The organism is Nocardiopsis rhodophaea (assembly GCF_039530945.1).
GTDB lineage: Bacteria > Actinomycetota > Actinomycetes > Streptosporangiales > Streptosporangiaceae > Nocardiopsis_C > Nocardiopsis_C rhodophaea.
In genome coordinates, this window is sequence record NZ_BAAAPC010000005.1 from 35,781 (window position 1) to 48,504 (window position 12,724).

At 72.0% G+C, this 12,724-nt stretch carries 12 protein-coding genes; all 12 read left to right on the forward strand.

The annotated features are described in order from the left end of the window. Positions 1–140 precede the first annotated feature (140 nt). The 12 genes from pyrG (at position 141) to der (ending at position 12,641) form a co-directional block, all read left to right on the forward strand. Positions 141–1,796 (forward strand): CTP synthase, encoded by a 1,656-nt coding sequence (gene pyrG / locus ABD259_RS06880; protein ID WP_344106282.1) that lies wholly within the window; start codon positions 141–143, stop codon positions 1,794–1,796. Continuing rightward, positions 1,793–2,437: an NUDIX domain-containing protein gene (locus tag ABD259_RS06885; RefSeq protein ID WP_344106284.1), complete on the forward strand. Its 645-nt coding sequence runs from the start codon at positions 1,793–1,795 to the stop codon at positions 2,435–2,437. The genes pyrG and ABD259_RS06885 overlap by 4 nt, the downstream gene beginning before the upstream one ends. A gap of 452 nt (positions 2,438–2,889) precedes the next feature. Then, positions 2,890–3,885 carry a site-specific tyrosine recombinase XerD gene (locus ABD259_RS06890; protein ID WP_344160926.1) on the forward strand — a complete coding sequence of 332 codons (996 nt, stop codon included), beginning with the start codon at positions 2,890–2,892 and terminating at the stop codon, positions 3,883–3,885. 184 nt (positions 3,886–4,069) lie between these two features. After that, positions 4,070–5,035, forward strand: a complete 966-nt coding sequence (locus tag ABD259_RS06895; protein WP_412759434.1) for a ParA family protein — start codon at positions 4,070–4,072, stop codon at positions 5,033–5,035. Continuing rightward, positions 5,008–5,472: a hypothetical protein gene (locus ABD259_RS06900; protein ID WP_344160929.1), complete on the forward strand. Its 465-nt coding sequence runs from the start codon at positions 5,008–5,010 to the stop codon at positions 5,470–5,472. Before ABD259_RS06895 ends, ABD259_RS06900 begins: the two co-directional genes overlap by 28 nt. Positions 5,473–5,596: 124 nt before the next feature. After that, entirely contained in the window at positions 5,597–6,466 is an 870-nt protein-coding gene (locus tag ABD259_RS06905) for a segregation and condensation protein A (RefSeq protein WP_344106356.1), read from the forward strand. A gap of 23 nt (positions 6,467–6,489) precedes the next feature. Further along, a complete protein-coding gene (gene scpB, locus ABD259_RS06910; protein ID WP_344161229.1) occupies positions 6,490–7,080 on the forward strand; it encodes an SMC-Scp complex subunit ScpB in 591 nt (196 codons plus the stop codon). Beyond that, positions 7,061–8,470, forward strand: coding sequence for a pseudouridine synthase (locus ABD259_RS06915; protein WP_344160932.1), 1,410 nt, complete (start codon positions 7,061–7,063; stop codon positions 8,468–8,470). Before scpB ends, ABD259_RS06915 begins: the two co-directional genes overlap by 20 nt. Before the next feature lie 59 nt (positions 8,471–8,529). After that, complete coding sequence (gene aroH, locus ABD259_RS06920; protein WP_344106294.1) at positions 8,530–8,892, forward strand: chorismate mutase; 363 nt, start codon at positions 8,530–8,532, stop codon at positions 8,890–8,892. Positions 8,893–9,082: 190 nt separating this feature from the next. Then, positions 9,083–10,183: a prephenate dehydrogenase gene (locus ABD259_RS06925; protein WP_344160935.1), complete on the forward strand. Its 1,101-nt coding sequence runs from the start codon at positions 9,083–9,085 to the stop codon at positions 10,181–10,183. A gap of 142 nt (positions 10,184–10,325) precedes the next feature. Next, positions 10,326–11,042 (forward strand): (d)CMP kinase, encoded by a 717-nt coding sequence (gene cmk, locus ABD259_RS06930; protein WP_344106298.1) that lies wholly within the window; start codon positions 10,326–10,328, stop codon positions 11,040–11,042. 204 nt (positions 11,043–11,246) lie between these two features. Then, positions 11,247–12,641, forward strand: a complete 1,395-nt coding sequence (gene der / locus ABD259_RS06935; protein WP_344106360.1) for a ribosome biogenesis GTPase Der — start codon at positions 11,247–11,249, stop codon at positions 12,639–12,641. The last annotated feature ends 83 nt before the right edge of the window (positions 12,642–12,724 follow it).

The window sequence follows — 12,724 nt, forward strand, 5'->3', positions numbered from 1 at the left end:
CGGGTGCTCGGCACTGTTATCCTGGTGGCCCGTGGAGTCCGAGGTAGTGGCCGGTCTGAGGTCCTGCCGGCGACGGACGCCGCACGGCGGCCCGGAAACGCTCGGGCGCGCCGTAGCCATTCGACCACGGGAGCATCACTTTGGCATCCGCCGCTAGCACCAAACACCTTTTCGTCACCGGCGGCGTCGCCTCCAGCCTCGGGAAGGGCCTGACCGCCTCCAGCCTGGGGCGGCTGTTGAAGGCGCGCGGGCTGCGCGTCACGATGCAGAAGCTCGACCCTTACCTCAACGTCGACCCGGGCACGATGAACCCCTTCCAGCACGGTGAGGTGTTCGTCACCGACGACGGGGCAGAGACCGACCTCGACATCGGCCACTACGAGCGGTTCCTCGACACCGAGCTCTCGGCGTCGGCGAACGTGACCACCGGCCAGATCTACTCCAGTGTGATCGCCAAGGAGCGCCAGGGCGCCTACCTGGGCGACACCGTGCAGGTCATCCCGCACATCACCAACGAGATCAAGGCCAGCATCTACGCGATGGAGTCGGCCGACGTCGACGTCGTCATCACCGAGATCGGCGGAACCGTCGGTGACATCGAGTCGCAGCCGTTCCTGGAGGCCGTGCGCCAGATCCGGCACGAGATCGGCCGGGACAACAGCTTCTTCCTGCACGTGTCGCTGGTGCCCTACCTCGCTCCGTCGGGCGAGCTCAAGACCAAGCCCACCCAGCACTCCGTCGCCGCGCTGCGCAGCATCGGTATCCAGCCCGACGCCATCGTGTGCCGCTCCGACCGTCCGATCCCGCACGCCATGAAGAGCAAGATCAGCCTCATGTGCGATGTGGAGGAGGGCGGCGTGGTCTCCACGCCCGACGCGCCCTCGATCTACGACATCCCCAAGGTGCTCCACGGCGAGGGGCTGGACGCCTACGTGGTGCGCCGCCTGGGGCTGGCCTTCCGCGACGTCGACTGGACGGAGTGGGACGACCTGCTGGGCCGCGTCCACAACCCGGACCACGAGGTCACGATCGGCCTGGTGGGCAAGTACATCGACCTGCCCGACGCCTACCTGTCGGTGACCGAGGCGCTGCGCGCCGGCGGGTTCGCCGAGAGGACGCGGGTGAACATCCGCTGGGTGCCCAGCGACGAGTGCGCCACGGAGGAGGGCGCTCAGCGCCGGCTCGGGGACGTCGACGGTGTGCTGATCCCCGGCGGTTTCGGTGTGCGCGGTATCGAGGGCAAGCTGGGCGCGCTCAAGTTCGCCCGGGAGCGCAAGATCCCGACCCTGGGCATCTGCCTGGGGCTGCAGTGCGTCGTCATCGAGTACGCGCGCAACGTCGCCGGCCTGGCCGGTGCCAACAGCCTGGAGTTCGACGACAAGCCCGCCGATCCGGTCATCGCGACCATGGCCGACCAGGCCGATGTCGTCGCCGGTGAGCGCGACATGGGCGGCACGATGCGGCTCGGCCTGTACCCGGCCGACCTCGCCGAGGACTCCCTGGCGCGCGAACTCTACGGGCAGGCGCGGGTCTCCGAGCGGCACCGCCACCGCTTCGAGGTGAACAACGCCTACCGCCCGCAGCTGGAGAAGGCGGGGATGGTCTTCTCGGGCCTGTCGCCCGACGGCAAGCTCGTGGAGTACGTCGAGCTGGCGCGCGATGAGCACCCGTTCTACATCGCCACGCAGGCCCACCCCGAGCTGCGCTCCCGCCCGACCCGCGCGCACGTGCTGTTCTCCGGACTGGTCGCGGCCGCTCTGAAGCGGCAGGGCGCGGCCGGGAAGCCGAGCGCATGAGCGCGTCGGCGCGTGACGGCGCGGCGCGGTCGGTGAAGCTCGAAGACCAGCCGGAGCGCTGGACGGTCGAGAAGAGCACCGAGCCGTTCCGCGGTGACAAGACGGCGATGCGGGTGGACTGGCTGACCATGCCGGGCAGCGATGGGCCCGAGCTGGTGCGGCGGGAGCACATGGTGCACCTGGGGGCGGTGGCCGCGCTGGCGGTGGACGAGGAGGACCGCGTCCTGCTGCTGAGCCAGTACCGGCACGCCGTGGGGCACCGGCTGTGGGAGCTTCCGGCGGGGCTGCGCGACGAGGAGGGCGAACCGGCGGTCCGCACCGCGCAGCGCGAGCTGCTGGAGGAGGCCGGGTACCGCGCGGAGCGCTGGTATGAGCTGGCCGACTTCTTCCCGTCGGCGGGTTTCTCGACCGAGCGCATCAAGGTCTTTCTCGCGCGCGGCCTCACCGAGGTGCCGCACGACGAGATCGGCTTCGAGCGCATCCACGAGGAGGCCGACATGGTTCCGGCGTGGATCCCGCTCGACGAGGCGGTGGCGGCCGTCCAGGGGGGGCGGCTGCACAACGGGGCCACTGTTGTCGGCGTCCTCGCCGCCGCGGTCGCGGCGCGCGACGGGTTCGCCCGTCTGCGTCCGGCGGACTGACCAGGGGGCGACGGCCCACGCCCGCACGGCCGCCCGGGACACCGTCCCGGGCGGCTTTTTCTTCGTCTCGTCCCCTCTCTCGCCGTCTCCCCGCCCCGTGGCCTGCCGGGAATCTCGGGGATTGGGTGGTGATTACCTGGATCGTCCGGAGATAGCCGGGAGATCCCGCCGTGTCGTGCCGCCGCGGCGCGCCGCCGTGTGGCATCATCGCGCTCGGAAGCGGCCGCGCGGTCAGGTGATGGTGACGGCCGCCGAACGCGCGGCACCCCGTCCCCCGTGCAGGCGGCGTCCCGCCACCGTGCCGGGGCCTCGGCGGGCGGGGTCGGCACCGGCGGCCGCCCGGCCACGTTCGGGCGACGCGTCCCTCGCGCCGTCCGGTGGAGAGCGGCTCACTCCGCCCGCATGTCACTGACAGTAATAAAAAAGTCACTTCGTGAAGGATCGGGGATGTGATGGCAGCCGACGACGCGGCCCCCGTACTGGTGTCGGCGGTGCGCGGGTACCTCGATCACCTCACCGTGGAGCGTGGCCTGGCCGCCAACACCCTCACGTCCTACCGCCGCGACCTCCGCCGCTATGTGGAGTTTCTGGTCGCACGCGGGATCACTTCGCTCGGCGAGGTCGGCGCGGACGACGTCGCCGACTTCCTCCGGGGGCTGCGTGAGGGCGACGACACCCACCCCCCGCTCGGGCTCAACTCCGCCGGGCGCGCGGTCGTGGCCGTGCGCGGCCTGCACCGCTTCGCCCGCACGGAGGGCATCACCCACGACGACCCGGCCAGCGAGGTCCGCCCGCCCTCGCCGCCGCGCCGCCTGCCCAAGGCGATGACACTGGACGCCGTGGAGTCGCTGCTCGACGCCGTCGGCACCACCGCCGACGACCCCCGTGGGCTGCGCGACCGCGCCCTGCTGGAGCTGCTCTACGGAACGGGCGCGCGGATCTCCGAGGCCATCGGGTTAAACGTCGACGACGTCGGCCGCCTCGGCGGGACGGACGCCGCCGGCGCCAGCGGCGACGTCCTCGACGCGGACGTCGCGGTCGTGCGGTTCCGCGGCAAGGGCGGCAGGGAGCGGCTGGTGCCGATCGGCAGATTCGCCCGCGCCGCCATCGACGCCTACCTCGTCCGCGCCCGCCCCACCCTCGCCGCCTCCGGCCGCGGCGCCCCCGCCCTCTTCCTCAACGCCCGCGGCGGACGCCTCACCCGGCAGGGCGCCTGGGCCGTGCTGCGCGCCGCCGCCGACCGGGCCGGCCTGAGCGAGGTCTCCCCGCACACCCTGCGGCACTCGTTTGCCACACACCTCCTCGACGGCGGTGCCGACGTGCGCGTCGTCCAGGAGCTCCTCGGGCACGCGTCGGTCACCACCACGCAGGTGTACACCCTGGTCACGGTGGACCGGCTCCGCGAGGTCTACGCCGCCAGCCACCCCCGTGCCAACGCCGCCCGCTGAGCGCCACCCCCGGTCACGCATCGGTGACACCGTTGAGTGTCGCGTTGAATGAACCTGTGCCGAGGTTTTAGAGTCGCGGGCACGACGGTTCGATGCTGTCGACATATTGAGTTTTTCCGACGGCCGGTCAACCGGTACGGATGAAACGTCCGGCCACGGCCGGTTCGTAGGGAGGTCAAGGGTTGTGAGCTGGTCCGAGTACGACGGTGCGGAGGTGGGGGGCGAGGCCCCCGCCGACGGGAGCGGTCCGGAGAGATCGGCGATCAACCCGTGGGGGGAAACGCACAGCACGGGGGCGGCTCTGCAATCGAACAGACCGAAAGTGTGGTTTCCCGAGCCAGAGCCGTTGGACGACCACGGACCGGCTCGGATCATCGCACTGTGCAACCAGAAGGGTGGCGTCGGTAAGACGACGACCACGATCAATCTCGGCGCCGCCATCGCGGAGTTCGGGCGACGGGTGCTGCTCGTCGACTTCGATCCCCAGGGGGCGCTCTCGGTGGGGCTGGGCCGACTCGACCCGCGCGAGCTCGACCTGACCGTCTACAACCTGCTCATGCAGCGCGACGTCACCGTCTCGGACGTACTGCTGAAAACCGACGTCGACGGCCTCGACCTCATCCCGAGCAACATCGACCTGTCGGCGGCCGAGGTGCAGCTCGTCGGCGAGGTGGCCCGGGAGCAGATGCTGGGCCGGGCGCTGCGGCCGGTGGTGGACGACTACGACGTCATCCTCATCGACTGCCAGCCGTCGCTGGGCCTGCTCACGGTCAACGCGCTCACCGCCGCCGACGGCGTCATCGTGCCGCTGGAGTGCGAGTTCTTCGCGCTGCGCGGCGTGGCGCTGCTGATGGACACGATCCAGAAGGTCCAGGAGCGGCTCAACGAGCGCCTGGTCATCGAGGGGTTCCTCGGCACCATGTACGACCCGCGCACGCTGCACGCGCGCGAGGTGCTGTCGACCATCATCGACGGGTTCGGCGACAAGGTGTACGGGACCGTCATCAACCGCACGGTGCGGTTCCCCGACGCCACGGTGGCGGGGGAGCCCATCACCCGGTTCGACTCCTCGTCGGCCGGGGCCAACGCCTATCGGGAACTCGCCAAGGAGGTGCTGGCTAGGTGGCAACACAGCGGTCACGGCGCGTGACCCTGCCCGGCGCGGACGAACTGTTCTTCCGTCCGTCCGAGACCGCCGCACCCGAGCCCGCACCTCCCACACCGACAAGCCCGCCCACGGAGCCGTCCACCGCGCGCGAGGACCGCGCCGACGCGGAACCGGAGTCCAAGGCGCCCGCACCGGCCGAGGAGCCGGAGGCGCCGGGCCCGCGCACCCGCAAGACGCGGCCCAAGCGCGCGCCGCAGCCCAGCGGCCGCCAGCGCCACGACGAGAAGATCACGGTGTACATTTCCGCACCCGAGCTCCTCGCCCTGGAGCAGACCCGGCTGACCCTGCGCGCCGAGCACGGCCTGACCGCCGACCGGGGGCGGATCGTCCGGGAGGCCGTGGCCGTGCTGCTCGCCGACTTCGAGGAGCACGGGGAGTCCAGCATGCTGGTGCAGCGGCTGCTGGCGGACACGGAGTGAACGCGGACGGCGCCGGTGCGGCCCGCCGCGGGGAATCGCCGGGGCCGGGGCGGCGAGGTGACCGGGCACGCGCGGATCGGTGACACCCTAGGTGGATGAGCATAACCAACCCGGCCCCGGCGGCATGAGCACCGCGCAACCGGACTCGGGCGAGCAGGTGGCGGCCGAGGAGGTCGACGAGTCCGGCTTCCAGGTGCGCCTGGACAACTTCGAGGGCCCCTTCGACCTGCTGCTCGGGCTGATCTCCAAGCACAAGCTGGACATCACCGAAGTCTCGCTGTCCAAGGTCACCGACGAGTTCCTCGCCCACCTCTCGGCGCTGGGCGAGCTCTGGGACCTCGACCAAGCGAGTAACTTCCTGCTGGTGGCGGCCACGCTGCTGGACCTCAAGGCGGCGCGGCTGCTGCCGCGCGGCGAAGTCGAGGACGAGGCCGACCTCGCCCTGCTGGAGGCCCGCGACCTGCTGTTCGCGCGGCTGCTGCAGTACCGCGCCTACAAGGAGGTCGCGGCACTGTTCTCCCAGCGCATCAGCGCGCAGGGCCGGTGCTTCGCCCGGGCTGTTCCGCTGGAGCGGCGCTTCGCCGACGCGCGGCCCGACGTCTTCATCAAACTGGGTCCCCAGGAGTTCGCGGCCCTGGCGGCGCGCGTGTTCACGCCCAAGGAACCGCCCAGCGTCCCCGTCGAGCACATCCACCAGACCACGACCTCGGTGCGTGAGCAGGGCGGCCTGGTGGTGGACGCGCTGCGGGAGCACGGCGCCCTCACCTTCGGTGAGCTGACGGCCGACTGCACCGGTACCTTCGAGATCGTGGCCCGGTTCCTCGCCCTGCTGGAGCTGTACCGCGCCGAGAACGTCGAGTTCGACCAGCCCGAACCGCTCGACGAGCTGACCGTGATGTGGACGGGCCCCGCCGAGGGCGAGGTGGCCGTCGCCGACGAGTACGAACAGGCGAAAAAGGAGCGCGAGAGCGCGGAGGGCGAGGAGTCGGCGTGAGCGTGAGCGAGAACACCGCGGCGGTGCCCCCCGGAAGCGAGGGGGAGGGTGACACTGCCCACGTCCGATTGCGGCGGGACCTCGAAGCGGTGCTGATGGTGGTCGACCAGCCGGTCGCGGCGTATGACCTCGCGCGCGCCTTCGACCGGCCGGTGCGGGAGATCGAGGCGACGCTCACCGAGCTCTCCGAGGAATACACCGCCCAGGGGCGGGGTTTCGACCTACGCCAGGTCGCCGAGGGGTGGCGGGTCTACACCCGCCCCGAGTGCGCCGACATTGTCGAACACTTCCTCAAGGAGGGCCAGGAGGTGCGGCTCACCCAGGCCGCGCTGGAGACGCTGGCGGTCGTCGCCTACCGCCAGCCGGTCTCGCGGGGGCGGGTGTCGGCCGTGCGCGGTGTGAACTGCGACGGCGTTATGCGTACCCTCGTACTGAGAGGCTTGGTCGAAGAGGCCGGGCACGACGCCGAATCGGGTGCGCTGCTGTACCGGACCACGAGCTACTTCCTGGAGCGCCTCGGCCTGCGCAGCCTCGACGAACTTCCCGATCTGGCACCTTTCCTGCCTGACGACATCGAAGGTTTAGACGACACCGGTGAACACACCTCGCAATAACTCACGGTCCCGCGGTGCGCGGGACAACGCCCCGCGCGGTGAGCGCGGCGACTCCTACCAGCCGCGCGGTGAGCGCGGCGGCTCCTCCCGCTCCGGCCCCCGCCGGGGCGACCAGCACAACGATCGGCGCCAGGGCGGACGCGACGGCGGCGAGCGCGGTTCCTTCCGCCGCGACGATCGGGGTTCCTACCGTTCGGAAGGCCGTAGCGAGCGGCGCCGCGACGAGCGCGGCTCGTACCGCGGTGACGACCGGCGCGGCGACCGCGGCTCCTCCCGTTCCCCGGAGCGCGGCGAGCGCCGCGGCGCGGGGGCGAACCGTCGCGACGACCGCCCCGGCACCCAGCGGGACGAGCGCGGCTCGTACCGCCGCGACGACCGGCGCGGCACGGACGCGGTCCGCCGCAACGAGGGCGGGCGCGGCCGCGACGACCGCCGTTCCGACCGTCCCCGTACCGGGAGCGGAGGGCGCGCCGCCCAGGGCGAGAAGCGCTCCTCCGGGCGCGGAGCCGCCCCGCGCGGCCACCGCGCCGCCGCCGGCGGCTCGTCGAAATCGGAGAACCAGCTGTCGGTCGCCGCGCGTATGCGGCTCCAAGCGCTGCGCTCCGAGTACGACCCGCGCGACGACGACCGTGGCGAGGGCCCGCGCGACACCTACCAGGACGTCCCCGGCGGCATCCGGCTGCAGAAGGCGCTGGCCCAGGCCGGTGTCGCCAGCCGCCGCGCCAGCGAGGAGATGATCGTGGCCGGGCGCGTCAGCGTCGACGGCCAGATCGTCCGGCGCTTTGGCGCCCGCGTGGACCCCGAGACGTCGGAGATCCGCGTCGACGGCATGCGCGTCGCCACCGCGCCCGACCTGCTCTACTTCGCGCTGAACAAGCCGCGTGGCGTCGTCAGTACGATGTGGGACCCCGAGGGGCGCCCCACGCTGGCCGACTACTCGGGGCAGACCGAGGAGCGCCTGTTCCACGTCGGTCGCCTCGACACCGAGACCGAGGGCCTCATCCTGCTCACCAACGACGGTGAACTGGCCAACCGGCTCACGCACCCGCGCTACAAGGTCGTCAAGACCTACATCGCCAAGGTGCCGGGTCCGGTGCCGCGCGAGGTCGTCAAGCAGGTGCGGGAGGGCGTCGATCTGGAGGACGGTCTGGTGAAGGTCGACTCCTTCCGCGTCGTCGACAACATGGAGCCCAAGGCCCTGGTCGAGGTCCAGCTGCACGAGGGCCGCAAGCACATCGTGCGCCGGCTGCTGGACGCCGTTGGCCACCCGGTCTCCGACCTCGCGCGGACCCAGGTCGGCCCGATCGACCTGAACGCGCTCAAGCCCGGGACCATGCGCGCGCTGACGGCCAGGGAAGTGAGCGAGCTCTACACCGCGGCGGGCATGTAGTCTCCGCGATGGGGGATGCTCCCGGCGGTTTTCCAGCAGCGGACAAAGGCGGGTGTGACGTGGCAGTACGAGCGATTCGCGGCGCGGTGCAGGTGGAGGCCGACGACCGTGACCTCATCCTGGAGGCGACCGCGGAGCTGGTCACCGAGACGATGCGGCGCAACGAGCTGACCACCAATGACGTGATCAGCGTGCTCTTCACGGCCACGCCCGACCTCACCGCGGAGTTCCCCGCGCTCGCCGCGCGCAAGGTCGGGTTCGTCGACGTGCCGCTGATGTGCGCCACCGAGATCGACGTGCCCCGCGCGCTGCCGCGCGTGGTCCGGCTGATGGCGCACGTCGAGACGGACAAGCCGCGCGCCGACCTCCATCACGTGTACCTGCGCGGGGCGCAGGCACTGCGGCTGGACATCGCGCAGTAGCGCGCGGGCAGCCACGGTCGGCCGTACGAGTGGGGTGGGACGCGGAAAGACGCGCGTCCCACCCCACCGGCGTCTCCGCCGGACGGCTCCCCGCGGCCCGCGTCGGGTCCGCCTCGGCGGTACTGCTCTAGGCTGAGAACATCGCAGCCGATCGGGCAGCGAAAGCACGTCAGACAACAGGGGAGAACCGGTGACCGGCATCGAGCGCGCCGCCGTGGTGGGAACGGGGCTGATCGGCACGTCGATCGCGCTCGCGCTGCGTGAGCACGGCGTCGAGGTGTTCCTCACCGACCCCGACACCGCCTCGCTGCGGCTCGCCTGCGACCTGGGCGCGGGACGCCCGCTCGACACCGAGGCGCCCGGCCGGCCCGCCGACATCGCCATCGTCGCGGCGCCGCCCGCGGTGGTGCCCGCCGTGGTGCGCGACGCGCAGCACCGGGGCCTGGCCCACGTCTACACCGACGCCGCCAGCGTGAAGGACGGCGTGATCGCCGAGGCCGTGCGGCGCGGGTGCGACATGTCGACGTTCGTCCCCGGCCATCCGATGGGCGGCCGGGAGAAGCACGGCCCCAGCGCGGCCCGTGCCGACTTGTTCCTCGGCCGTTCCTGGGCGCTGTGCCCCACGGCCAAGGCCGACCCCGGGGCGGTCGCCACGGCGACCGCGCTCGCCCGGATGTGCGGGGCCGAACCGGTAACGCTGTCGGCCGCCGCGCACGACCGCGCCGTGGCCCTCGTGTCGCACGCGCCGCACGTCACCGCCGCGGCGGTCGCCGCGCGGCTGCTCGGCGGCGACGACACCGCGCTGGCCCTGGCCGGCCAGGGGGTGCGCGACGTCACTCGCGTCGCGGGCGGCGACCCGGCGCTGTGGGTGGAGATCCTGCGCAATAATCCGGGTCCGGTCGCCGAGCTGCTGGAGGAGATCGCCGACGACCTGCAGGGGACCGCCGACGCCATGCGCGGCCGCGCTCCGGATCAGGTCGGCGCCGCGGCCCAGGAGCGGGTGCGCGACCTCCTCGACCGGGGGCGGCGCGGCCATGACCGCATCCCCGGGAAGCACGGCGCGCAGCGCACCCCCGCCTACACGGTCGTCCCCGTGGTGATCCCCGACGAACCGGGGGCGCTGGGGCGGCTCTTCGTCGCGGTGGGCGCGGCCCAGGTCAACATCGAGGACGTGCGGATCGACCACTCCCCGGGACTGCCGGTCGGTGTCGCGCAGCTCTCCGTCCTGCCCGAGGCCGCCGCCGAGCTCTCCCGCACGCTGGCGGAGGGCGGCTGGTCGGTCCACGCGTGACGGCGTGCGCGCCCACCGCCACGCCGGGGGCGGTCGCCTTCGCGGCACCCCGCCCGCGTGCGGCGGGGCGAGCACGACCCGCGCGCCGGTAGGCTGAAGCGTTGAAACGACATCGTGTCATCCCCCGGAGGAGAGAACCGAAGTGAGTGCGCAGGGCCACGCTGAGGGCATCGTCATCGCCATCGACGGTCCCTCGGGGTCGGGCAAGTCCAGCACGGCCAAGGGCGTCGCCAGGGCACGTGAGCTTCGCTACCTCGACACGGGGGCGATGTACCGGGCGATGACCTGGTGGATGCTGGACCAGGGGATCGACCCGAACGACGCTGCGGCGGTCGCCGAGGCGTCACCGCGTCCGGTCATCACCCTGGGCACCGATCCCGCGGCCCCCACCGTCCACGTGGACGGAACGGACGTCGCCGCGGCGATCCGGACCCAGGAGGTCACCACGAACGTCAGCGCGGTGAGCGCCGTGCCGGAGGTGCGCGAACGCCTCGTCGCCCTGCAGCGCGAGGTGATCGAGCGGGGCCGGCGCGAGGCCAGCGGCATCGTGGTCGAGGGCCGTGACATCACCACCGTGGTCGCGCCCGACGCGCCGGTCAAGATCTTTCTGACCGCGAGCCCCGAGGCGCGCGCGGACCGGCGAAGCAAGGAGGTCAATGCCGCCGACATCGCCGCGACCCAGGCCGACCTCGCCCGCCGCGACCAGCTCGACTCCACCCGGGCGGACTCGCCGCTGACCCAGACCGCGGACGCCCTGGAACTGGAGACCAGCAACCTGACCCTTGACGAGGTCATTGCGATCGTCGTCAAACTGGCCGACGAGGCCGCCGGGGCCGTGGAGGGCTCCACGCCGCGCTGACCGCGCCAAACCGCGGGACCGGGGGGATCACACGGATCCCCGCGACCGTCGGTGTACTCCGCCGTGGGTCGGCGTCCGCCGGGTGCGCGGGCGTCCCCTTGAACGGCACATTGTTTTCCATCCCCACGGCACGCATCCTGGGCGCGTGGGGCATCGTTACCGGGAGTGAAGAGATTGACCGAGAACATCCATGCCGCATCCGGCATGCCCGCTGAGAGCGAGGCCGCCGAAGAGGCGGCCGTAAAACCGGTGGTGGCCGTCGTGGGACGCCCCAACGTCGGCAAGTCGTCCCTGGTCAACAGGATCATTGGCCGACGCGAGGCGGTGGTGGAGGATGTTCCGGGCGTGACCCGGGACCGGGTGGCCTATGACGCTTCCTGGCAGTCCGCGGAGTTCACCCTCGTCGACACCGGCGGCTGGGAGACCAGCGTCAGCGGGCTTGCGGCGACGGTCGCCCGCCAGGCCGAGTACGCAGCGCAGACCGCCGACGTCATCCTGTTCGTCGTCGACGCGACGGTGGGCATCACCGACGCCGACGAGGCCGTGACCCGCGTCCTGCGCGCCACCAACCGCCCGGTCGTGCTCGCGGCCAACAAGGTCGACGGTGAGCTGCAGGAGGCCGACGCCCTGGTGCTGTGGAACCTGGGCGTGGGCGAGCCGTTCCCGATCAGTGCCCTGCACGGGCGCGGCACCGGCGACCTGCTGGACGCCGTCGTCGAGGCCTTCCCCGAGGCGCCCGAGGCCAAATCCGAGGACGAGGAGGGCGGCCCGCGGCGCATCGCGCTGGTGGGGCGGCCCAACGTCGGCAAGTCCAGCCTGCTCAACCGGCTCGCCGGTGAGGACCGGGTGGTGGTCCACGACGTGGCCGGGACGACCCGCGACGCCGTGGACGAGCTCATCGAGCTGGGCGGCCAGACGTGGAAGTTCATCGACACCGCGGGAATCCGCCGCCGGTTCCGGCAGCTGCAGGGCGCCGACTACTACGCGACCGTGCGGACGTCGTCGGCGCTGGACCGGGCCGAGGTGGCCGTCGTCCTGATGGACGTCAGCGAACCGCTGGCCGAGCAGGACATCCGCGTCGTCGAGCAGGTCGTCGAGTCCGGCCGGGCCCTGGTACTGGCCTTCAACAAGTGGGACACGCTCGACGAGGAGCGCCGGTACTACCTGGAGAAGGAGATCGACCGCCAGCTGTCCCGCGTCTCCTGGGCACCGCGTGTGAACATCTCGGCGAAGACCGGGCGCCACGTGGAGAAGCTGGTCCCCGCGATCGAGGCCGGGCTGGCCAGCTGGGACACCCGCATCCCGACGGGGCGGCTGAACAGCTGGCTCAAGGAGCTGGTGGCCGCCACGCCTCCGCCGGTGCGCGGTGGAAAGCAGCCCAAGATCCTGTTCGCCACGCAGGCCAGCGCGCGCCCGCCGCACTTCGTCCTGTTCACCACGGGGTTCCTGGAGGACAACTACCGGCGCTTCGTCGAGCGCCGGCTGCGTGAGGACTTCGGATTCGAGGGCAGCCCGATCAAGCTGAGCATGCGCATCCGGGACAAGAAGGGCGGGAACAAGGCGTCCAAGGGCAGCACCCGCCCCGACTGGAAGCGCTGACCCACCGGCCCCTGGCATGACAACGGCCCGCGTCGGGCCGGGACCAAGCGGTCCCGGCCCGACGCGGGCCGTTCGCGTTCATC

Coding starts and splice junctions, on each gene's coding strand:
- ABD259_RS06885 (WP_344106284.1), top strand. CDS start 1,793: ATGAGCGCGTCGGCGCGTGACGGCGCGGCGCGGTCGGTGAAGCTCGAA.
- ABD259_RS06890 (WP_344160926.1), top strand. CDS start 2,890: ATGGCAGCCGACGACGCGGCCCCCGTACTGGTGTCGGCGGTGCGCGGG.
- ABD259_RS06905 (WP_344106356.1), top strand. CDS start 5,597: ATGAGCACCGCGCAACCGGACTCGGGCGAGCAGGTGGCGGCCGAGGAG.
- der (WP_344106360.1), top strand. CDS start 11,247: ATGCCCGCTGAGAGCGAGGCCGCCGAAGAGGCGGCCGTAAAACCGGTG.